The organism is Jonesia quinghaiensis DSM 15701 (genome assembly GCF_000423205.1).
GTDB lineage: Bacteria > Actinomycetota > Actinomycetes > Actinomycetales > Cellulomonadaceae > Jonesia > Jonesia quinghaiensis.
The window spans coordinates 361627-383649 of the sequence record NZ_AUHN01000006.1 but is presented as its reverse complement, the minus strand read 5'-3'; the positions used below and the strand labels follow the sequence as shown (position 1 = coordinate 383649).

Here is a 22023-nt window from a genome sequence, read left to right as displayed (position 1 = left end):
CTCGCCCTAGTCTCCACTGGAACGGTAAAGACGCGCAGCAGTGCGCAGTGTCGACCTTGCACGTTTACGGTCGCCGGCAGCGTCGTAGGCAAAAGCAAGGTTGTACCATGCTCCCCAGTATTCCGGGCGTTGCTGCGTGACGATGCGCGCTTGTTCAAATGCGGCATCTGCTGCTTCTCGATCAATACGCCCACCAGGACTACGTGGAAGGGTGTCTTCAGGTAACTCTCCACGCTCGGCCAAAACTCGTGCCATAGCAGACACAGTAAAGGCCAACTGCCACTCACGAGCCATCGCGTAACCTACTAAAGCGATGATGAGGATACCGGCGATTGCCAAAGCAATCATGATGGGCTCGCCACTGGTCATCATGGCGATGACGCGCCCAGAGACTGCCCACAAGAAGATACCAAGAATGGCAACGAGGAGAGCGGGGAAGATGATTTTGCGACTCATGATCGCGGTGTCCCTAACCCCAAGTCCATGACATTTTCCAAGCCAACGGTCAGGTAGGGGCGCGAAGGGACCTCGCGGATACCTAACAACACACCAGGCATAAACGATGCCCGGTCAAATGAGTCTTGTCGGATGGTGAGTTGTTCGCCCTCATTTCCCAACAAAATCTCTTCATGTGCTACTAATCCGCGAAGTCTCACGGCGTGTACCCGGACTCCGTCAACGTCCATTCCTCGCGCTTCGAAACCCTCTTGTGTGGCATCTGGGGAGGGTGACATTCCAGCTTCACGGCGTGCTGCTGCTATCCCCGCTGCAGTGTGGCGTGCCGTGCCAGAAGGAGCATCAACCTTGTTCGGGTGGTGCAGTTCAACAACTTCGACCGACTCAAAGAACCGTGCAGCTTGACGCGCAAACGTCATCGCGAGGACTGCGGATAAACCGAAGTTCGGCGCAATCAACACACCAGTTCGGTTTCCTAATTGCGCGAGATGCTCTTCAACACGAGCTAGTCGCTGCGGGGTCCACCCAGTTGTTCCAACTACAGCGTGAATTCCAGCGTCGATGAGTGCGTGAACGTTGTCCTCTGTGACATCAGGGACAGTGAAGTCAACTGCCACGTCAACGTCTGACGAACGCAGTGAACTCACCTTGTCCTCACGGTCGAGACGAGCAACAACCGTCATGTCCTGCGCAGTTTCGACCGCTGAACATACTTGTTGCCCCATGCGACCATGAGCCCCGAGTACTGCAACCTTCATCATGATGTTTTGTCACCTTTTGTTCATGCGATCAGGAAAACTGACCGACCTTGACAGACACTCTGGTGCGTTCGGATAGTTCCTGGGCGAGAAGTTGCACGCCGTGTGATGTGACACCGTTGATTCGAGCGAGAGACTCTTCCAGTGATAGCAACTCACCAGTAGTGAGTTCTGCACGCCCGAGCCTATTCATTCGTGACCCGGAATCTTCCACGCCTAAGACCAGTGAACCTCTGAGTTGGCCTTTAGTGCGGTCGAGTTCTTCAGCGTCAATTCCGCTATCGGCGACCTTCTCCAACTCTTTGACCATAAGGTCTTGAACCTGGTCTACTTTTGCTCCAGCACACCCCGCGTACAAACCAAAGGTTCCTAGCCCGGTGTAATTGCTGCCAAAGCAGTATGTGGAATATGCAAGGCCACGCTTTTCACGGATTTCTTGGAACATCCGAGAGGACATCCCCCCGCCAAGCGCCGCTGTGAGGACAGACAGGTCGAACCGGCGCTCATCAAGAGCACTGATCCCCTGCATCCCCACAATGACATGTGCCTGTTCAGTGGGACGGGCAATAACAATGTCTTGTTCGACTGTCGCCAACGACAACGGTGAAGGATCACGCCTACTCACAGGTGCCTGCGAACCAGTGACGTCCCATCCACCACGTTTGAGGGCATCCATGACCTGGAGACACAGCACGTCATGATCTACCGAACCAGCTGCGGTGATCACAAGACCGGCAGAGTGGTAGTGACGCGTGTAGTGCGCCCATACCGCATCACGTGGCACAGCGGTGATTGTTTGAGCAGTACCACCAATTGGCCGGCCCAGCTCGTGTCCGCGTAACACAGCAGCAGTGAACTCTTCATGGACAACGTCACCTGGATCGTCGTCATTCATAGCGAGCTCTTCGAGGATGACACCGCGTTCTGTTTCGAGTTCACTGGCGTCGAGTGTCGCACTTGTCACCATGTCAGCGATGACATCAATAGCCATTGGCAGGTCGGTGTCCAGCACTCGTGCGTAGTAACACGTATTTTCTTTGCCAGTTACCGCATTAGCTTCGCCACCGACTGAGTCAAAAGCACCAGCAATGTCGAAGGCGGTACGGCGCTCGGTGCCTTTAAAAAGAAGGTGCTCGAGGAAGTGCGTTGACCCAAAGTGGCCATCTGCTTCATCGCGCGAACCGACGTTAAACCATGCGCCAAGTGTCACTGAACGCTGCCCTGGCATTTGTTCAGTTATGACCCGTACCCCGCCGGGCAGGATGGAACGACGAATAGTCGTTCCATCCTGCGAGGCGCTCAGGTCATTGTCGGGGTGACCGACTCTGTTGAGAGGAAGTTGCCAGACCACTCAGGCGTCAGCCTGTTCCTGCTCGGCGTCTTCTGCAACAACAGCGTGCAACGAGAGTTTTCCACGTGGGTCAATTTCACCAATTTCTACTTGGATCTTCTGACCAACAGAGACAACCTCTTCAACGTTCTCAACACGCTTTCCGCCAACAAGCTTACGGATTTGGCTGATGTGCAGCAGCCCGTCCTTGCCTGGCAGCAGCGAAATGAAAGCACCAAAGGTTGTCGTCTTGACGACAGTACCTACGAAACGTTCGCCGATCTCCGGGACGTGTGGGTTAGCGATCGCGTTGATCGCTGACCGTGCAGCTTCAGCGGAAATTCCGTCAACGGCTCCGATGTACACTGTTCCGTCGTCTTCGATGCTGATGTCAGCACCCGTGTCTTCCTGGATCTGGTTGATCATCTTGCCCTTAGGGCCAATGACCTCACCGATCTTATCGACGGGGACCTGCACTGCGATGACTCGCGGTGCGTTGGGGCTCATCTCGTCTGGGACGTCGATGGCCTCGTTGATGACATCAAGAATTGTCAGGCGTGCGTCACGGGCTTGAGTCAAAGCACCTGCAAGGACGGAGGCTGGGATGCCATCGAGTTTAGTGTCCAGCTGAATAGCTGTCACGAACTCACGGGTTCCTGCAACCTTGAAGTCCATGTCACCGAAGGCGTCTTCAGCACCCAAAATGTCGGTCAACGCAGCGTAGCGCGTTTCACCATCAACGGTGTCTGAGATGAGGCCCATGGCAATACCTGCGACTGCTGCACGCAATGGCACACCAGCATTCAACAAGGAAAGCGTTGATGCACAAACAGACCCCATGGAGGTCGAACCGTTGGAGCCGAGAGCTTCGGATACTTGACGAATCGCGTAAGGGAACTCTTCACGGCTTGGCAATACTGGCATAAGTGCACGTTCAGCGAGTGCACCGTGACCAATTTCGCGGCGCTTGGGGCTGCCAACGCGTCCAACTTCACCGGTTGAATATGGTGGGAAGTTGTAGTTGTGCATGTACCGCTTGCGCGTTTCTGGACCGAGTGAGTCGATCTGCTGCTCCATTTTGAGCATGTTCAAGGTGGTGATTCCCATAATTTGGGTTTCGCCACGCTCAAAGAGGGCAGAGCCGTGAACGCGAGGAATAACTTCTACCTCAGCGCTCAGAGTACGGATGTCTGCTAGGCCACGCCCGTCAATACGGACGCCCTCAGTCAGGACACGCTGACGCACGAGTTGCTTCGTCAGTGAGCGCAGAGCGGCACTGACTTCCTTTTCACGTCCCTCAAACTGTGAAGCAAGCGCTTCCAGAGTGTTGGTCTTGATCTCGTCTTGACGGTTTTCGCGGGTTTGCTTGTCCGCGATTGTCAAGGCTTCACGCAGGTCTGCAGTTGCTGATGCCTCAACAGCGTTGTAGACGTCATCCTCGTAGTCGAGGAACAGTGGGAACTCAACCTGTGGCTTCGCTGACTTCGCAGCGAGTTCGGATTGAGCTTCACACAGTGCACGAAGGAATGGCTTTGCTGCCTCGAGACCTTCAGCAACAACTTCTTCAGTTGGAGCAGTTGCACCATTGTCCTTGATGAGCGACCACGATGCTTCGGTTGCTTCTGCTTCCACCATCATGATGGCAACATCGTCACCGACGATGCGTCCAGAGACGACCATGTCAAACACGGCACGTTCTTTGTCGGAGTACTTAGGGAAAGCAACCCATTGGTCATCAATGAGCGCGACACGTACCCCAGCAACAGGTCCTGAGTATGGCAGTCCGGACAATTGGGTGGCCAACGATGCGGCGTTAATCGCCAGCGTGTCGTATGCCTCATCTGGGTGAATAGACAAGACTGTCACGACGATCTGCACCTCGTTGCGCAATCCCTTAACGAAGCTAGGGCGCAATGGGCGGTCGATGAGGCGGCATGTCAGAATCGCTTCAGTGCTGGGGCGGCCTTCACGACGGAAGAAGGAGCCGGGAATTCGACCCGCGGCGTACATGCGCTCTTCAACGTCAACGGTCAGCGGGAAGAAGTCGAACTGGTCTTTGGGGTGCTTGCCAACCGCTGTGGTGGCCAACAGCATTGTTTCACCATCAAGGTAAGCTGTCGCGCAACCTGCGGCTTGACGAGCTAGGCGTCCGGTTTCAAACCGAACTGTGCGGGTTCCGAAACGACCGTTGTCGATCACTGCTTCGGCGTAGTGGATTTCTGGACCTTCCATGTGGCCCTCCATTTCTCTTGGAGTGTGCTGGCCGACCATCCGGCGGTCTTCGATCGGGGCCTACGGAGTTTCCTCCGGGGGCCACTACCGAGGACCGAACTGGATTGCCAGCAGGGGTGTGATGTTGCTGCTACAAGGTGTCACACCTCGTAACTTGTTCCGAACACTGGACCAGCCCGGGCCGAAACGACCCGAGCTGGACAGTGACGATTATTTAGCGACGCAGGCCGAGACGCTCAATGAGCGAACGGTAGCGGTTGATGTCGATCTTCTGGAGGTAGCCCAGGAGGCGACGACGGCGCCCGACGAGGAGAAGCAGTCCACGACGTGAGTGGTGGTCGTGCTTGTGCTCCTTGAGGTGCTCGGTGAGGTCTTTGATGCGCTGCGACAGCAGTGCAATCTGAACCTCTGGCGAACCAGTGTCGCCCTCTGTGCTGCCATATTCGGCAACGATGCTCTTCTTTGTCTCTTGATCGAGCGGCACGGCTCTCCCTTTTACTCGTTGCGCGGCGCATCGGGGCCTGTTCACCCGAGCTCTACTTTCCGCGGCCGTTCTAACGGCTGTTCAAGTCTAACAGGTTGGCCAAAGGCTTCCCAGATACGACTCTCATCGAGCTGCGGTGACTGCGCTCACTCTCACTGGTTTATTGTCCAGCGTTTTGATGGTGATGGTTCCAGAGAACTTCTCCGGAAGTTTCAGAGTGACTTTGGAGGCATAGGTTTTCTTGGACGCGTTCAGTGAGACAGTCTTGATTCGCTTCGTCCCAGCGTATACCGCGACCCTGCCATATCCTTTACCCTTGCCAACAACCATTTGGACGGTTCTGACGTCACGTGTGCCATAGATTTTGATGCGTGAATCTTTGACTCGAGATTGGAAGGCAAAGTTGCGGTAGAACTTCGAAGAAGTCACACGTGTCCATGTCCCGCTTGTGCGTTTAAGCGCAGACGATGGGACGGAGCGCGTGAGTGTGCCAAACGCAGACCACTTTGATCTCTTGCCATCTGCCGCAACTGCACGAACGTACATCCGTGCTGAGACTGCAGTAGGAAGTTTCACAACGTGCGATAGAGAGGTCGTATTCGTCACGATCTCAACGGGCGAGAAGAGTCCACCGTGCTTTGCTTGTTTTACACCAACCTCATAGGACACTGCATTGCTGACCGCCCCCCACGTCAATGGGACATTGGTGTTCAATGCGATGGGACGGTACTTCGAAGAAAGCAACGAAACCTTGGGAGCGGCAACAGCAGGCACTCGAGAAGCAGCAATCTTTTTCGACACTGAGGTTCGGATGCTCGACATGCGACTCGTGAGGTTCCTACCGGGGCACGCGGTGTAGTTGGTGTCACGGTGTGCTGCGATAGTTGGCACCTCTACGAGGCTTCCGGGCTTTGCTCGCCCCGAAGAACTTTTCGCGGTACCAGTTCTCAACGTCGTAGTTCCAGTCGCGTTGATGCCATATTGGGCACCTTTCCACGCCAATACGTTCACCATAGAGTTCGTCATCGCGGTTGGGGCAGTGATGTTTTCGAAGTTCCCCATCGCTGAGACACCGATGGTTGTGTCGTTGTAGTTACCCGCGTGAGCTCCTTTTGGGATTCCATCGATGGAACCCTTGCGGCCCTCATAGATTGTTCCGAATCGGTCAACTAAGAAGTTGTAGCCAATGTCTCCCCAACCCAGGGTGCGCGCGTGATAGGAGTAAATTGCTCGCACCTGAGCGGCTGCTTGAGCCTTCGTGTAGGTACTGCTACCTGCTGTGTGGTGAATGTACATGGCGTTCAGTCGCGCCGATTGCACCGGGCGCCACGTGGTGTATTTTTCAGCACCCTTAGCCATCCAGGTCTCACGCGGAACAATCGCTGGTCGCGCCACCGACCCTGCGGCTTGTGCACTGGACAGGGCTGCACTGTCTGGCGATACACCCGATGTCCACGTGTCCATCGGAGATGAACCCGGATCGATGAGCTCAACAGAAAGGTCAGCTGGCTGTTCACCTGATGAGGTCAGAACACGTACTTGAACACCATCGGCGCCAGACGTCAACAACGGTTCAACCCCGGCACGATCGTCGGACTCCCCCACTGGGAGGATCTCCAAACTCTGCCAGTCGGTCCAACCAGACTCTTCATGAACTTTGACGGCTACTTCCATAACCGTGGCATCACTCGAAGAATCCCAGGTCACACCAGCGAGCAGGAAGGGCGCAACATCTTCTTGGACAGTGATCGCTGCGATGTTCTCCTCAAGAACCTCTCCCTGCGAGGTTGGTACAGATTCTTGCTGAGGCTCCACGCCACCGAGGAACTGCGCTTCTACAGCATCGTTACTGGGCACTTCCGGTTCATCGGTCACTGCCTCAAGAACATCAGGTATCTCTAAAGCGTCCGCATCTACGCCATCCAGCGAGATCTCCTCACTGTTTACCTCAGCAGCCTGAGCCGGGGTTGGCTGCCATGACACAACTGGGGCCACAACACCCCCACCTGCGAGAGCCAAAGAAATGGCTACTACCGTTGTCCTGCGCATGAAACTCCCCCGAGTGTTGTAAAACATAAAGCGAACGTTGGAGCGAGTGCTGGGCTCTGGGCACAGAACACACACAACGAGTCACATCTTCTACAACTATCGGCTTGAGGCCAATGTTTCTTAGTGAAACGATATAAACCGGGGGTGAAAACTAGTTGAGGATCTCTCGAGCACGCGCCACGTCATCGTGCATCTGAGTCACCAAAGACTCCATATTGTCGAAGGCGATCGTAGGGCGTAGCCGATCAACGAACTCGACAATGATCTCTTTACCGTAAAGATCCAACCCGTCGCGGTCGATAACATACGCCTCTACGCGCCGTTCCTGACCGTCAAACGTGGGATTCGTTCCAATAGACACCGCAGCGGGTAGATGCTCAAATTCCTCGCCACCTCCAACGACAGTAACCCACCCGGCGTACACGCCATCAGCCGGGACCATGCCGGAGGAATCAGCCGACATGTTGGCAGTGGGAAACCCCAAGTCCCGGCCTCTTGCATCGCCATGGACAACAATCCCCCGCATCCGATGCTGCCTACCGAGAAGCTGAGTGACAGCTCCCATTTCTCCGCCATACACCAACTGCCGAACTACAGAGGATGACCACCGGTGGCCGCCATCAGGGAAGCCAAAGTCGTCTACCACGACGACGTCAAAACCGTATGTTTCCCCTAGAGACTTCAGTGTCGTGAGGTCGCCTGAGTTCCCCCGCCCGAAACGGACATCTTGACCAATGACAACGGTTCGAGCGTGGAGTGCTTCAACTATGTACGTCCGAATAAATGCTTCTGGGGTGTGCTGAGCGAATTCCAAGTTGTAAGGCACGACGAACGTTGCGTCAATCCCTTGCTCCTGCAACAGTTCCAGCTTGTCTTTTTGACCGGTAAGAAGAGGGGCTGCCTCCTGCGGCCGGTGAACATACGCAGGGTGCGGATCGAATGTCACAACGACAGAAGCAAGCCCTCGTGCATTGGCAACTGACACAACAGTGTCGAGAACACTTTGATGCCCTCGATGCACTCCATCAAAATTCCCGATAGTAACAACACTGGGCCTACTACCCTCACGCGCCTCAGAGAGGTGACGCCAGACCTTCACACAAACACTTCCTTACTCCGCTGGGGCGAAAACCGTGACCGGACGCCCGAAAGAACCGTTGTCCTCCACCACCGCTAACAGAGATCCCGACTCGCTCACAGCCGCATACCGTCCCGTACCATCCGTGTCTACAGGTGACAGACGCTGCCCGTGTGAGATCTTGACAGCCGTTTCATGACTTACTTCCACGACAGGAAAGACCCCTTGTACTGCAGTTGACATCGACATCGTTTCAAGCGGCGTGTTGACATCGAGTTTTTCCAGTTCTGCGAGGGTTCGGGCGCGATCCAGTGCAAACTGGGCAACACTAGTACGTCGCAAAGCAATCAGGTGCCCGCATGTCCCCAGAGCGGCGGCAAGATCACGCCCAAGAGCCCTCACGTAGGTCCCCGAAGACACATCCACAGAAAAGTCAACGTCCGTAATTGCTTGACCCGCGTCAGTGAATCCTGGGCGAACTGCCAGGACATCGAACCTCGACACCCTCACCTCGCGGGCTGAAAGCTCGACTTCTTTTCCCGCACGAACGAGGTCATAGGCTCGTTGACCATCAATTTTCAGTGCGCTCACACTGGACGGAATTTGTTGTATGACACCAGTTAGCATCACTGCTGCTGCCGCAACTTTTTCGCGGCTCAACTCTGGAACTGGTTCCACGCATGTCACGTCGCCATCCGCGTCTTCTGACACTGTGCCAATCCCTAAACGAACTGTTGCCGTGTAGGACTTGTCTGCAGATGTCAGGTAGTGAAGTAGACGTGTAGCGCGACCAACCCCGATGACCAATACACCTGTGGCCATCGGATCAAGAGTGCCCGCATGGCCCACCTTGCGCGTTCCAGCATGACGTCGCATTTTGGCGACAACATCATGGCTTGTCATACCTTGAGGTTTGTCGATAACAACGATTCCATCAGGAGCTGTGGGTCGCCGGGGTTGCCGTTGGCGAGTCGCGCCAGTGGAACCATCGCGTTCAGGTCGAGACTGAGGTGTCACTCCGCTGTTGGCCGATCCGAGGCTTCAGTGTCACCATCAACATCACTGGGTGCGTCTTCGGCTTCACTGTCGAGCTCACGAGGTTTGCGGTAGGGGTCTTCTCCTGCCGCGTATTGTGCAGTTTCACGGATTCTTTGAAGTTCCGCATCCCGCTGCTGCGCCTCGTGGAGGGCTTTGTCAAAACTTGCCGCATTTTCCGGGACAGCGTCCAGGTGAAATTCGATCGTAGGTGTCAGTCTGATGCCTACCTGACGGCCCACTTCTGAACGAATCGTGCCACGAGCACTGTTCAGCGCCCGGGTACTATCACGGCGTTCGTTCTCGTCTCCTAGGACGGTGTAGAAAACAGACGCGTGCTGCAAATCTCCAGTAACACGCACGTCAGTGATGGTGACAAATCCGAGACGGGGGTCTTTGATCCGACCTTCCAGCATCTGCGCGACAATCACTTGGATTCTCTCAGCGAGCCTACGGGCACGTGGGTGATCTACCATCACTCTTCCTTTCAGTTGACAGTATCAACAGTACTGCTTGGGGAGTTGTTACTCTCGGCGATGAGAAAACAGTGGGAGCCGCAACGGTGTTGCGGCTCCCACGTTCATCTGTGGTTATGCTCGAGGCTTCTCGCGCATTTCCCATGTCTCGACGATATCGCCTGACTGGATGTCATTGAAGGAACCGAGCCCAATACCGCACTCGTAACCTTCACGCACCTCAGTTGCATCGTCCTTGAATCGCTTCAGCGAATCGATGCTCAAGCCGTCACCGACCACAACACCGTCGCGTAGAACGCGCGCCTTGGCGTTACGACGCATCACACCAGAGCGAACAATCGAACCAGCAATGTTTCCGAACTTCGAAGACCGGAAGATCTCGCGGATTTCCGCTGTTCCAAGCTGAACCTCTTCGTACTCAGGCTTCAGCATGCCCTTCAGAGCCGCTTCAACATCTTCGATTGCTTGGTAGATAACCGAGTAGTACCGGATATCAACACCTTCGCGGTCAGCAAGTTCGCTAACGCGCTCCGCAGGCTTGACGTTGAACCCGAGAATAATCGCGTTATCGACTGTTGCAAGGTTCACGTCGTTCTGTGTGATTGCACCAACACCACGGTGGATAATCCGAAGTTCAACCTCGTCACCCACATTGATCTTCAGCAACGCGTCTTCCAACGCTTCAACAGCACCTGAAACGTCACCCTTAAGAACCAGGTTGAGGGTTTCAACCTTGCCCTGCTCAAGAGCTTGGGTGAAGTCTTCGAGGCTGATGCGCTTACGGCGCTTAGCAAGCTGTGCCGCACGAGAAGCAGCTTCACGCTTCTCAGCGATTTGACGTGCAGTTCGGTCATCTGGAGCAACAAGGAATACATCGCCTGCACGTGGAACTGAGGTAAGACCCAGAACCTGCACTGGACGAGCTGGGGTTGCTTCCTTGAGTGCGACACCGTGCTCGTCAAACATTGCACGCACACGCCCGTGGGCAGTACCAGCAACAATTGAGTCACCGACGTGGAGCGTACCCGACTGCACGAGGACAGTTGCTACTGCACCACGGCCCTTGTCGAGGTTCGCTTCAATGGCGACACCGCGCGCATCCTTATCTGAGTTTGCACGCAAGTCCAACGAAGCATCGGCTGTCAGAATGACAGCTTCAAGCAACTGGTCAATGCCCATACCCTTGATTGCAGAGACATCAACGAACATGGTGTCGCCACCATACTCTTCAGCAACCAAGTTGTACTCGGTGAGTTGCTGACGGATCTTCGCTGGATTAGCAGATTCCTTATCAACCTTGTTCACCGCGACGACAATCGGTACGCCAGCCGCCTGAGCGTGGTTCAGCGCTTCGATGGTTTGAGGCATGACACCATCATCTGCAGCGACCACAAGAATCGCGATGTCAGTAACCTGAGCACCACGTGCACGCATGGCGGTGAACGCCTCGTGACCAGGGGTGTCAATGAAGGTCAGGTAACGCTCTGAACCATCAATGTCGTGACGCACTTGGTAGGCACCAATGTGCTGGGTAATTCCGCCTGCTTCGCCGGAGATAACGTCCGAGTTGCGGATCGCATCCAGCAAACGAGTCTTACCGTGGTCAACGTGACCCATGACGGTAACAACTGGTGGGCGCGGGCTGAGGTCCTCATCGGATTCTGCCGCTTCTTCAGCTTCGAGGTCGATGGAGAATCCACCCAAGAGCTCACGGTCTTCGTCTTCAGCAGACACCATTTCAATGATGTAGCCAAGCTCTGAACCAAGAGTTCCGAATGTGTCTTCGTCAAGTGACTGTGTAGCAGTTGCCATCTCACCGAGGTGGAACAGCACAGTGACGAGGCTTGCTGGGTTCGCATCAATCTTGTCAGCGAAGTCCGACAGCGAAGCTCCGTGACGCAACCGCACTACTGTTGCACCGTCACCGCGAGGAACAGTTACCCCACCAAGTGAGGGAGCCTGCATCTGCTCGAACTCTTGACGCTTCGCACGCTTGGACTTGCGTCCGCGAACTGGCTTTCCGCCTTGACGGCCGAAAGCTCCCGCAGTCGAACCACGGCCACCAGGACCGGGACGACCACCAGTGCGAGCTGGTCCAAACCCACCTGTGTTGCCACCTGGACCGTTAGTCCCTGGCGCTCCACCTGAACCACCACGGCCGCCGCGGCCGCCACGGCCTCCGCCACCACCAGCTGGTTGACGGTCACCAGGGCGAGGTGCACTGGTACGACCGGGCATCATCCCTGGGTTCGGACGGGGGCCACTTGATGCTCCGGCGCCGGGGCGGGGAGCTGCTGGACGTGGCCCACCGGGACGTGGACCACCGGAACGCTCTTGCGTTGCCGAGGCATCAGCATTCTGGCTCTTTGCTGGCCGATCAGTGCGTTCACCACGGTCTGGTCGGCTGCCTGGGCGTGGCATTCCCTGCTGCGTAGCAAATGGGTTGTTGCCTGGACGAGGAGCTCCGGGGCGAGGACCGCCACCTTGGTTTCCACCGGCGCGTGGTGGTCGAGGTTGACCCGATGAAGGGCGGCCGCCTTGACGTGGCATTCCCTGCTGCGTAGCAAAGGGGTTGTTTCCAGGGCGTGGACCACCGCGTGATCCTTGCTCGCGTCCTTCGCGTCCGCTGCCTTCTGCAGGCTTGCTGCGTGGGGCCGGCTTTGGGGCTGCTGGCTTAGGACCTGGCTTTGGTGATGATGCGCGCGGAGCCTGGGTCGCACCTTCAACGGGAGCACTTGGCACCTCTGAAGCAGGTGTTGCCGTCGTTTCAGGCGCAGGTGAAGGCGCAGTCTGCGCGGGGGTTTTTGCAGTTGGAGCCGGGGCAGCGGGTGCCTCGGGTGCTGACTGCTGAACTTCTGGGGTCTCTTGTGCTGCAGGAGACGATACCGGACGTGGTGATGCTCCGGGCTTGGGTGCTCGCGGTGTACGCGGCTTTGGCGCAGCGGGTCGTTCTGATCCTGATGACGCCGAGGATCCTTCACTTGGGAAGGAGTCCTTAAGTTTGCGCACCACTGGCGCTTCGATGGTTGAGGAAGCTGAACGCACGAACTCACCGAGTTCTGTCAACTTACTCATAATTGTCTTGCTTTCCACCCCGAGCTCTTTCGCGAGCTCGTAGACGCGGATTTTAGCCACAACTCTCCAGTCTCGGTCCACCCGAAACTGGGAGGACCGTCGTTAGTTTCTCGGACTCATCGCTGAGTACTCATCGGGTGCCCATCGGCTTCTTACCCGCTTCCTGTCGACGTGTCTGCTTCTGTCGCACTGACAGAAGCATGCGGATTTCTATACCGCAAAGTGGTGTTGCTTGGTGACCTGATGCTTGCCATGAGCTCATCGAGCGTTGAGGCATCAACATCACCGGATATTTTGAAGGCCCGAAGCCATGCCCGCTTTCGTTGGGTCACAGTGACACAATCGATTTCGGGGTGGATCCAGGCGCCTCGTCCCGGCAGTCTTCGCGACGCGTCAGGGACGAGGGAACGCTGCATCAAGCGATGCGTTGTTGTGCGCTGCCTCAAAACGAGACGCAGGAGATGGTCCTGTGCATCACGTTGGCGGCACCCGATGCACGTTCGTTCTGGTGCATTGTCAGCCACTCGTGTTGCACGTTCCTTCCATTGAACTGCCGTTGAGCTCTGCGAGTAGATGGCACAGAACACCAGAGAGTGTTTTGTGTATCGACGTCACAGATCACATACCGTCAAGGGCGCAACGAAACCAACGCCCATAGCGGTTAGTGTCCATACTACCCCCACTGCCAGGAACTCTGTGAGGAAAAACCTCGAGTTCCTGGCAGAGATTGCTCACACTGGGAGTGTTTACCGCCTTGCCAACGGCGTCTAGTCTTCAGGAACCTCTTCGATATCCGCGGGTTCCTCACTGCGCGGCTCGTTATCGGCATCCGAACGGATGTCAATCTTCCATCCAGTTAGTTTTGCCGCAAGACGAGCGTTTTGCCCTTCTTTCCCGATGGCCAGGGAGAGCTGGTAGTCAGGAACAACTACTCGGGCCATTCGGGCCTGCTGGTCTAACACGGTCACAGAGATCACGCTAGAAGGAGACAGTGCAGAAGCAATGAAGGCTTGAGGATCCTCGGTGAAATCGACGATGTCGATTTTTTCACCGTTGAGTTCCGCCATCACTGCTCGCACACGTTGTCCCATTGGACCGATACAAGCACCCTTTGCATTCAAGCCGGCAACGGAGGAACGGACGGCCATTTTCGTCCGATGTCCGGCTTCACGTGCAATAGCGACGATGTCTACCGCGCCGTCAGCAACCTCCGGCACCTCCATCTCAAACAAACGACGTACGAGATTGGGGTGTGTACGGCTCAGGGTGATGGAAGGACCCTTGGCCCTGCGAGCAACCTCAACTACGTACGCACGGATACGCTCACCGTGCCGATAGGTTTCACCGGGAACTTGCTCATGTTCCGGGAGCACAGCTTCGACGCCGCCCCCCACATCAACATTCACAACCCGCGGATTAGCAGCCTGTTGGATTTGCCCCGAGACAAGTTCGCCTTCTTTGTCCTTGAACTGTCCCAACACTTGGTCGTCTTCAGCATCACGCATACGTTGGAAGATGACTTGTCGAGCTGTCGCTGTTGCGACGTGCCCAAAATCCTTTGGTGTGTGATCGAATTCTTCACCTAAAACACGAACAGCTGAGACGTAGTTCCCCTCGTCATCAACTGTTGCTGGTTCGACCTCGATGTCTTCGCGTGCCCACACCACAACTTGGCCAGATTTACGATCAATTTCCACACGGGAGTGCTTCAGCGCATCTGGCGTGCGTTGATACGCGACAGCCAAAGCCTGTTCGATCGCACCGATCAACACATCCAGGCTGATCTCACGCTCGCGTTCCAAAAGTCGAAGTGCCGCCATGTCAATATGCATTTTTAGTCCTCACTGTCCTGCGTCCGGTCAGAGTCCGTCCCGGCAATATCTACAAAGTCACTGTCTGAGGCCGCCTCAGCACGGGACAACTCAACTTCAACCCGCGCCTTGCGAATCGAAGAAATTTCAACGATGCCTCGCGTTTCAAACACGGCATTGGCATCTTCAACATCGACGAGGCGTTCAGTGAAGCGGGTTCCATCCATTAAACGGACGTCAACGAGCCGACCAAGGTTACGGCGAAAATGGCGTTCTTGTGTCAACGGCCTGCTTGTCCCAGGGGACGACACTTCGAGGGTGTAATCAGGATCTAGGCTTCGCACAGCGTCAAGAGTCTTTGATAACTCACGCGACACTTGGGCAATACTCTCAAGGGACACTGCCCCGTGTTTGTGGTCTGGCAGATCGACGGTAACCCGAACGATCGTCTGCTTGCCCTGTACCAAGAATTCGAGATCTTCTAAGACAAGATCTGCACTATCTACTACCGGCCCGACTGCGTCTGCCACGGATGCTGGAACTTCTGAACGCGCCACATGTCCTCCTGCCGTCGTGTTGACTACCGGACACAACAGACCGGTATGAACTTGTTCTCCCCTAAGCCTACCGAGAATCTCGTGGCCTGCATGCTGTCTTTTAGTGTATTCCTCGTCGCATCTGCCCCGGTGAGGCGTCCCACAGCCACTCCGTAACTCGGTAAGATCATCCCATACCTACCAACAAGGGAAATGACATTCGTGGCTCGCATCAACGTTCGAACGTTTCTGACATCTCTCGTCGTACTACTTCTCGTCGCCGGCTGCGGAGTGCGCATTGAGACAGCGCCGCCAACAGAACCAACACCCGACAGTAACGAAGTGGCACGTCAAGCGGTTGTCAATGACTTACTCAGCGTGTCAGCAGCAGCCGCCCTTCTTACACAAGACGACGCACAGAGCGACGCCGTAGTGCAGGCCCTCGAGTCACTAGCACTCCAAGCGAGCGACACCGCAACCCAACTCGGCGGTGAGTATGACTCAGGGTTACCCGAAGAACTTCGAACCAGCAGACCAGAACCTTCACAATCCAGCGAAACGACGGCTCCAGCCACTGCACAGGACCTTGTCGACCAACTCAACAACGCAGCGAACCGCATCCGGTCAACACTCGATCTTCCAGAGGATCCAGATGTTGCCCGAGCCTACGGATCACTTGCCACCTGGTTTGCGCTTCAAGCCTCTGACATAGCACGGCTCAGCAAGATCGACTATGAGTTGCCTCCTGATTTCACCGACTCCGAGCTTGAAGCGCTTCCTTCAAACATTACCCAGGCGAATGTCATCACGTGGATCACCCGAGAAGATGCCGCCGCATACGGATTCGAAGTCATTGCAGCCATGCTCCCGGTCGATGATCGAGCCTACTTCACCAAACAAGCTCGCGAACACCGCCGCACGGCGCAACACCTCGCAGTACTCGCCGCTGTAGATCGGACCAGCGATGACCCACGCGCACTACGCTACGACCTACCATTCACCCTGACCCCAGACTCCCCCACCCCCGAGCCAAGCGAAGCGCGGCGACTCGGACGTGAACTATGCATCGACCTTGGGGAACACTACAGCACCGCGCTAGCCACTGTGGAACCACAAGACCGTGCCGCGATTCTCGACTTGCTGGTCCCTGCGGCGCAATGCGCCAATCGGCTCGGAAGCGACATGGGGCCATTTGTCTTCATCGAGAGCCCTGAGGCCATTACGGCAAGCACACCCGAAGTCAGCAACTAAAGAATCTGACAGAACAAACGGCACTTCCCGTCACATACAACAAGACGGTCCGCCCCTTCAAGGGGTGGACCGTCTTGCATGATGTCAATGGCGCGAACGGAGTATCAGGAAGTGCTTTTTGTCACCGCATCGACGATCACATCGACTGCCTCTGTCAATTGGACAGTTTGCGGCTCACCGGTGCGTGTACGGAATTCAATGACACCCTGCTCAAGTCCGCGTCCAACAACGGCGATGAAGGGCACTCCAATGAGTTCAGCATCTTTAAATTTCACGCCTGGAGAAACCTTCGGGCGGTCATCGTAGATCACTTCGATGCCACGTGATTCGAGTTGCTCAGCAAGGCTGGTTGCAGCAGCGTACACTGCCTCATCTTTCCCTGTCGCCACCAGGTGCACATGAGCGGGGGCGATTTGCAGTGGCCATGCCAAACCCTTGTCGTCATAATTTGCCTGCGCTAAAGCAGCCATCACACGGGACACCCCAATACCGTATGATCCCATCGTTACGACGGCTTGTTTACCATTGGCATCAAGAACCTTGAGGCCCAACGCCTGCGCATACTTGCGGCCAAGTTGGAAAATGTGCCCAATCTCGATACCACGTGCAAGTTCTAGAGGACCAGAACCATCAGGAGCTGGATCGCCTGCCCGCACTTCTGCGGCCTCGATCACTCCATCCGCACGGAAATCACGTCCTGCAACGACATTCAGCGCGTGCTGACCGACAACATTGGCCCCAGTAACCCACACAGAACCGTCGACGATGCGTGGATCGACCAGGTAGCGCGTGGCAGATTCTTGCCCCGTGTGTGAAACACCAAGAATTTGTGGGCCAATGTAACCCCGCTTCAGGTGTGGGTTCTTCGCAAAGTCACCGTCCCCCGCCGCCTCAACCTCTGCAGGCGCAAGCGCGGCTTCGATACGTTTCATATCAACTTCTCGGTCCCCAGGAACACCCACGACAACCAGTTCACGTTGCCCATCTGGGTGTGACACAGCGAGCACAACATTCTTTAGGGTGTGTTTAGTTGACCACTGTTCCCCTTGGGGGGCATCGTTACCGTGATTTTCCTGCAACCATGTAACAAGTGACTCGATTGTGGCGGTGTCAGGTGTGTCAATCACGACTGATGCTGGAACTGCAGAAGCATCCAACGGTTCCCCAACAACCGTTGTTACCGCCTCCACATTGGCGGCATACCCGCCTGGAGAACGAACAAAGGTGTCTTCCCCAATTGGAGTTGGAGTCAAAAACTCCTCAGACCGCGAACCACCCATGGCCCCAGATGTCGCTGCCACAATGACATATTCAAGCCCTAGGCGGGTAAAGATTCGCTCATAGGCATCACGCTGAGCCTGATAAGAGGCACTCAAACCTTCATCACTTATGTCGAAGGAGTAGGCGTCTTTCATAATGAATTCACGGCCACGGATCAGACCTGCGCGTGGGCGTGCTTCGTCACGGTATTTGGTCTGAATCTGAAACAGTGTGACGGGAAGATCTTTGTACGAAGAATAGAGATCCTTCACCAAAAGTGTGAACATTTCTTCGTGGGTTGGAGCAAGAAGATAATCGCCATCCTTGCGGTCCTTCAAACGGAACAGATTTGGCCCGTATTCCGTCCACCGGCCCGTTGCTTCATACGGCTCACGGGGCAAGAGGGCTGGAAAATGAACGCGCTGAGCGCCAGCCCGCTCCATTTCTTCCCGGACCACAGCCTCCACTTTGTCAAGGACGCGCAGTCCTAATGGAAGCCACGAATAAACACCTGGGGCGGCGCGGCGGATATATCCCGCACGGACAAGAAGTTTGTGGCTTGCGACCTCAGCATCAGCGGGATCTTCACGAAGGGTGCGAACGAATAGGTTCGATAGGCGTAAGAGCATGTTCTAAGCGTAATGCCCATGCCTAGAGGCGCAGGCCGAGAATCATGGTGACCTAGAACATTACGGTTGCATACTCCCCCGCCACGCTAAAACCTGATGTCTGATATGCCTTTAATGCGCGATGGTTATAACTGTTGACGTATAGCGAAATGGTGCGGTCAAATTGCTCCTGAGCAATCCGAGCAACCTGAGCCATAGCAGGGGCAGCAATTCCACGACTCCGGAAAGCTGGATCAACCCACACGCCCTGGACTTGAGCAACATCGTTGCACAGCGCTCCGATGTCCGCTTTAAAGACAATTTGATCCCCAACCGAGTCAGTGCACCCAGGCTCAACGTCCCGGCGAAGCATGACGAAAGAGCGTCGCTCAGCAATCAGTTCACGCACACGACGTGAATACTGCACGGAACCATAGCGAAGCGGAGACACACCAACTTCCTCAAGGAACATGTGAACACTTGCTGGAAGCAGAGCATCAAAATCTTCGGGCTCTGCGCACCTGACCCGACTGTCTGCTGTGCACTGCGGTTCGCGATCCCAGACCATTGAGGGTTGAGACGCTCGTACCTCTCGTGCCGGCGACCAAAGATCCTCTACAGCATTCCACAGCGGAAGAACTGTTTGCGCCGGCCCAACCAGCGAGGATGACCGCCTGCCAGTTGAACGCGCTGCAGAAATGAACGCAGATAATGCCGCAGCGTATTCGGCGCTATCAGCGAGAGCGAGATCAAAAATGGGAATGAAGTTTGCGCCAACCCAACAAGCCGCGACTAACTCACCGCCATTCCTGTAGGCCCACACTTCTCCCGGCAAAGCCCCGGAGGCTAACCCATCCTCCAAATGGGTCAGCGCAAGAACGTATGACACTGGATCACGGCGGGCAAGTTCTATGACCGCTTCAATGTCGCTATGATCACGCAACAGTTCAACGGGGTACTCAACTCGCCGTGATCCCATATCCGTTACCCTACGACAATAGAGGGGCTTTCCCCGGTCTTCTCCATAGAGTCTGCGATTCGCATAGCCTCTTCGATGAGCGTTTCCACGATCATTGACTCCGGCACGGTCTTAATGACTTCACCTTTGACAAAAATTTGCCCTTTGCCGTTTCCGGAGGCCACTCCCAGGTCAGCTTCTCGAGCTTCACCAGGCCCGTTTACAACGCAACCCATAACGGCAACTCGCAACGGAACGGGAAGCCCTTCTAGGCCAGCGGTGACACGTTCTGCAAGAGTATAAACATCTACCTGCGCCCGGCCACACGAAGGGCATGAGACTATCTCAAGCTTGCGGGGTTTGAGGTTGAGAGACTCAAGGATTGCATTGCCGACCTTCACTTCCTCCACTGGAGGAGCGGACAGCGAGACCCGAATGGTGTCCCCAATTCCACGTGACAACAATGCACCGAAGGCCGTCGCTGACTTGATGGTCCCCTGGAAAGCCGGACCTGCCTCGGTCACACCAAGGTGGAGTGGCCAGTCACCACGTTCTGACAACATTTCATAGGCGCGCACCATAATGACAGGGTCATTGTGCTTCACCGAAATTTTGAAGTCATGGAACCCGTGCTCTTCAAACAACGATGCTTCCCATACCGCTGACTCAACAAGCGCTTCTGGCGTTGCTTTTCCATACTTTTTGAGCAAACGAGGATCCAAAGATCCAGCATTGACACCAATACGGATCGAGACCCCAGCGTCCTTGGCGGCAGCTGCGATCTGCTTAACTTGGTCGTCAAATTTCCGGATATTTCCAGGATTGACTCGCACAGCGGCGCACCCAGCATCAATCGCCGCGTACACGTACTTGGGTTGGAAGTGGATGTCAGCAATCACAGGGATCTGTGATTTTTTCGCGATAGCAGGCAGAGCTTCAGCATCGTCTGCGGAAGGCACCGCAACACGGACAATGTCACAACCTGACGCTGTGAGTTCAGCGATTTGTTGGAGAGTGGCATTGATGTCCGTTGTACGGGTGGTGGTCATTGACTGCACGCTTACTGGTGCATCACCACCAACTTCCACCTTCCCGACTTTGATCTTGCGGGTTTTACGACGAGGCGCGAGTACTGGCGCTGGCGCCTGCGGCATACCGAGGTTGATTGGAACAGTCACAGAACCTATTATCTCCTTTTTCACCGCGAGGCCATGCCATGGTGATCATCACCACGCAGCCGCCGCGACATCACACAGCACAAACACCAAAATCTGACCTTCAGGGGTTCAGACTACTGGATGAGACGGACAGGATTGACGATGTCTGCATATATCAACAAGATCCCCATACCTGCTAACAGAACAAACACAACATAGGCCACCGGGAGCATCTGTGCCGTATCCGCGTGTCCTGGGTCAGGGCGATGTCGCAGTCGCGCCCATTGACGGCGCCCACCTTCATAAAGCGCCCCTGCGACGTGTCCCCCATCCAGCGGAAGCAAGGGAATCATATTGAATGCGAAGAGCGCAATATTTAATGAAGCCAGCAAGGAAAGGAGTTGCTGAGTTTGCGCAGCCAAGTTACTACTGAACTCTGGTGCCGAGGTAATCTCACCCGCTACTCGACCTACCCCAACGACACCGATCACAGAATTCACATCACGTTCTTGACCGCCAAACGCCGCGTTCCACACGTCTACCATTCGCTCAGGAAGACGAACAATGATGCCTAGCGTGCCGGTGATCCCCTGGCCCATTAATTCGGGCACCACAACAAATGGCTGGTGGTTTTGTTCGAAGGTTGGAGCAACCCCGAGAAATCCGCGTTGTTCTGTCACGAGTTCTCCGCTGTCATCGAACTGCGGAATATCATATCGGTCAAGGACCGGTCGCGGGGTGATCAAAGGTACCAGTGTTGTTTCGCTTTCCGCACCATCGCGAAGGTACGTTACCGAGACCTCTTGCCCACCATAGCGAGCAATACGGTCGGACAAGTCATCCCATGAACTAACTTCTTGATCCGCAAAGCCCGTAATGACGTCACCGGGCAACAAACCAGCTTGAGCTGCTGGAGTGATAGGGTCAGTAGATTCGCACTCAGTCCTTGACTCCTGGGCGCTCACCACACACTGCGAGACCTCTGCGATCTGGGTTGTTGGCTCTGACCGTCCAAAAGCAACAACAATTACAGTCAGGAGAAACGCCGCGATCACCAGGTTCATGAGCGGACCACCGGCCATCACGATGAGTTTCTTGGGGGTGCTCAACTTATAGAAAGCACGATTCTCTTCCCCGGGTCGGATTTCTTCCAAGCTCGCTTCACGAGCCCCGGTGATGAGTTCCCTAAACCACATGCGACGCTTACGGTCGGTATTTTCCGGCGGATACATTCCTACCAGCCGCACATACCCACCAAGTGGTATTGCTTTGATACCGTACTCAGTTTCACCTCTGTGAGTCGACCACAAAGTTGGTCCGAATCCCACCATGTATTGAGGAACTCTGACACCAAATTTCTTGGCCGGCACCATGTGCCCAACCTCGTGGAGGGCAATCGATGCTAACAACCCCACAACTACTGTGAGTACACCCCACAGAAAATCCACTGTCGCCTCCAGACGGCGTAT

18 protein-coding genes are annotated in these 22023 nt (G+C 55.5%); 1 reads left to right on the top strand and 17 read right to left on the bottom strand.

Features of this window, described 5'->3' with window-relative positions; genetic code table 11:
* Positions 1–6 precede the first annotated feature (6 nt).
* The 13 genes from G538_RS0107285 to G538_RS15610 form a co-directional block, all read right to left on the bottom strand.
* The gene (locus tag G538_RS0107285; RefSeq protein WP_029068803.1) at positions 7–456 is read right to left on the bottom strand and encodes a tetratricopeptide repeat protein; all 450 of its coding nucleotides are present in this window, start codon (positions 454–456) and stop codon (positions 7–9) included.
* The gene (dapB, locus tag G538_RS0107280; RefSeq protein WP_029068802.1) at positions 453–1217 is read right to left on the bottom strand and encodes a 4-hydroxy-tetrahydrodipicolinate reductase; all 765 of its coding nucleotides are present in this window, start codon (positions 1215–1217) and stop codon (positions 453–455) included. The genes G538_RS0107285 and dapB overlap by 4 nt, the downstream gene beginning before the upstream one ends.
* Before the next feature lie 28 nt (positions 1218–1245).
* Entirely contained in the window at positions 1246–2565 is a 1320-nt protein-coding gene (locus G538_RS0107275) for a M16 family metallopeptidase (protein ID WP_029068801.1), read from the bottom strand.
* Entirely contained in the window at positions 2566–4776 is a 2211-nt protein-coding gene (locus tag G538_RS0107270; RefSeq protein ID WP_029068800.1) for a polyribonucleotide nucleotidyltransferase, read from the bottom strand.
* A 214-nt stretch (positions 4777–4990) separates the two neighbouring features.
* Positions 4991–5260: a 30S ribosomal protein S15 gene (gene rpsO, locus G538_RS0107265; RefSeq protein WP_029068799.1), complete on the bottom strand. Its 270-nt coding sequence runs from the start codon at positions 5258–5260 to the stop codon at positions 4991–4993.
* Between the two features lie 123 nt (positions 5261–5383).
* Entirely contained in the window at positions 5384–7309 is a 1926-nt protein-coding gene (locus G538_RS17315; RefSeq protein ID WP_051196687.1) for a peptidoglycan recognition protein family protein, read from the bottom strand.
* A 151-nt stretch (positions 7310–7460) separates the two neighbouring features.
* Positions 7461–8408 (bottom strand): bifunctional riboflavin kinase/FAD synthetase, encoded by a 948-nt coding sequence (locus G538_RS0107255; protein ID WP_029068797.1) that lies wholly within the window; start codon positions 8406–8408, stop codon positions 7461–7463.
* A gap of 12 nt (positions 8409–8420) precedes the next feature.
* Complete coding sequence (gene truB, locus G538_RS0107250) at positions 8421–9404, bottom strand: tRNA pseudouridine(55) synthase TruB (RefSeq protein ID WP_051196685.1); 984 nt, start codon at positions 9402–9404, stop codon at positions 8421–8423.
* Entirely contained in the window at positions 9401–9898 is a 498-nt protein-coding gene (rbfA, locus tag G538_RS0107245; protein ID WP_029068795.1) for a 30S ribosome-binding factor RbfA, read from the bottom strand. The genes truB and rbfA overlap by 4 nt, the downstream gene beginning before the upstream one ends.
* A 114-nt stretch (positions 9899–10012) precedes the next feature.
* On the bottom strand, positions 10013–13033 hold the full coding sequence (gene infB, locus G538_RS0107240) for a translation initiation factor IF-2 (RefSeq protein ID WP_035833548.1): 3021 nt from the start codon (positions 13031–13033) through the stop codon (positions 10013–10015).
* Positions 13034–13125: 92 nt separating this feature from the next.
* Complete coding sequence (locus G538_RS18525; protein WP_051196683.1) at positions 13126–13497, bottom strand: YlxR family protein; 372 nt, start codon at positions 13495–13497, stop codon at positions 13126–13128.
* 243 nt (positions 13498–13740) lie between these two features.
* On the bottom strand, positions 13741–14805 hold the full coding sequence (nusA, locus tag G538_RS0107230; RefSeq protein WP_029068793.1) for a transcription termination factor NusA: 1065 nt from the start codon (positions 14803–14805) through the stop codon (positions 13741–13743).
* Positions 14806–14807: 2 nt separating this feature from the next.
* Complete coding sequence (locus G538_RS15610) at positions 14808–15341, bottom strand: ribosome maturation factor RimP (RefSeq protein ID WP_035833546.1); 534 nt, start codon at positions 15339–15341, stop codon at positions 14808–14810.
* 192 nt (positions 15342–15533) lie between these two features.
* On the opposite strand from G538_RS15610, the gene G538_RS0107220 reads away from it, so the two are divergent.
* Positions 15534–16571: a DUF4439 domain-containing protein gene (locus G538_RS0107220; protein WP_029068792.1), complete on the top strand. Its 1038-nt coding sequence runs from the start codon at positions 15534–15536 to the stop codon at positions 16569–16571.
* Positions 16572–16675: 104 nt separating this feature from the next.
* On the opposite strand, the gene G538_RS0107215 is transcribed toward G538_RS0107220, so the two are convergent.
* The 4 genes from G538_RS0107215 to G538_RS0107200 form a co-directional block, all read right to left on the bottom strand.
* Positions 16676–18460, bottom strand: a complete 1785-nt coding sequence (locus G538_RS0107215) for a proline--tRNA ligase (protein ID WP_029068791.1) — start codon at positions 18458–18460, stop codon at positions 16676–16678.
* Between the two features lie 52 nt (positions 18461–18512).
* On the bottom strand, positions 18513–19418 hold the full coding sequence (locus G538_RS0107210; protein WP_029068790.1) for a GNAT family N-acetyltransferase: 906 nt from the start codon (positions 19416–19418) through the stop codon (positions 18513–18515).
* A 5-nt stretch (positions 19419–19423) separates the two neighbouring features.
* Entirely contained in the window at positions 19424–20551 is a 1128-nt protein-coding gene (gene ispG, locus G538_RS0107205) for a flavodoxin-dependent (E)-4-hydroxy-3-methylbut-2-enyl-diphosphate synthase (protein WP_211218594.1), read from the bottom strand.
* Between the two features lie 137 nt (positions 20552–20688).
* Positions 20689–22002 (bottom strand): M50 family metallopeptidase, encoded by a 1314-nt coding sequence (locus G538_RS0107200; RefSeq protein ID WP_029068788.1) that lies wholly within the window; start codon positions 22000–22002, stop codon positions 20689–20691.
* Between the last annotated feature and the right edge of the window lie 21 nt (positions 22003–22023).

Excerpts from the sequence above, each read along its gene's own strand:
- G538_RS0107285 (WP_029068803.1), bottom strand. The coding sequence starts at position 456 with ATGAGTCGCAAAATCATCTTCCCCGCTCTCCTCGTTGCCATTCTTGGT.
- dapB (WP_029068802.1), bottom strand. The coding sequence starts at position 1,217 with ATGATGAAGGTTGCAGTACTCGGGGCTCATGGTCGCATGGGGCAACAA.
- G538_RS0107270 (WP_029068800.1), bottom strand. The coding sequence starts at position 4,776 with ATGGAAGGTCCAGAAATCCACTACGCCGAAGCAGTGATCGACAACGGT.
- G538_RS17315 (WP_051196687.1), bottom strand. The coding sequence starts at position 7,309 with ATGCGCAGGACAACGGTAGTAGCCATTTCTTTGGCTCTCGCAGGTGGG.
- rbfA (WP_029068795.1), bottom strand. The coding sequence starts at position 9,898 with ATGGTAGATCACCCACGTGCCCGTAGGCTCGCTGAGAGAATCCAAGTG.
- nusA (WP_029068793.1), bottom strand. The coding sequence starts at position 14,805 with ATGCATATTGACATGGCGGCACTTCGACTTTTGGAACGCGAGCGTGAG.
- G538_RS0107220 (WP_029068792.1), top strand. The coding sequence starts at position 15,534 with ATGACATTCGTGGCTCGCATCAACGTTCGAACGTTTCTGACATCTCTC.
- G538_RS0107215 (WP_029068791.1), bottom strand. The coding sequence starts at position 18,460 with ATGCTCTTACGCCTATCGAACCTATTCGTTCGCACCCTTCGTGAAGAT.
- G538_RS0107210 (WP_029068790.1), bottom strand. The coding sequence starts at position 19,418 with ATGGGATCACGGCGAGTTGAGTACCCCGTTGAACTGTTGCGTGATCAT.
- ispG (WP_211218594.1), bottom strand. The coding sequence starts at position 20,551 with ATGCCGCAGGCGCCAGCGCCAGTACTCGCGCCTCGTCGTAAAACCCGC.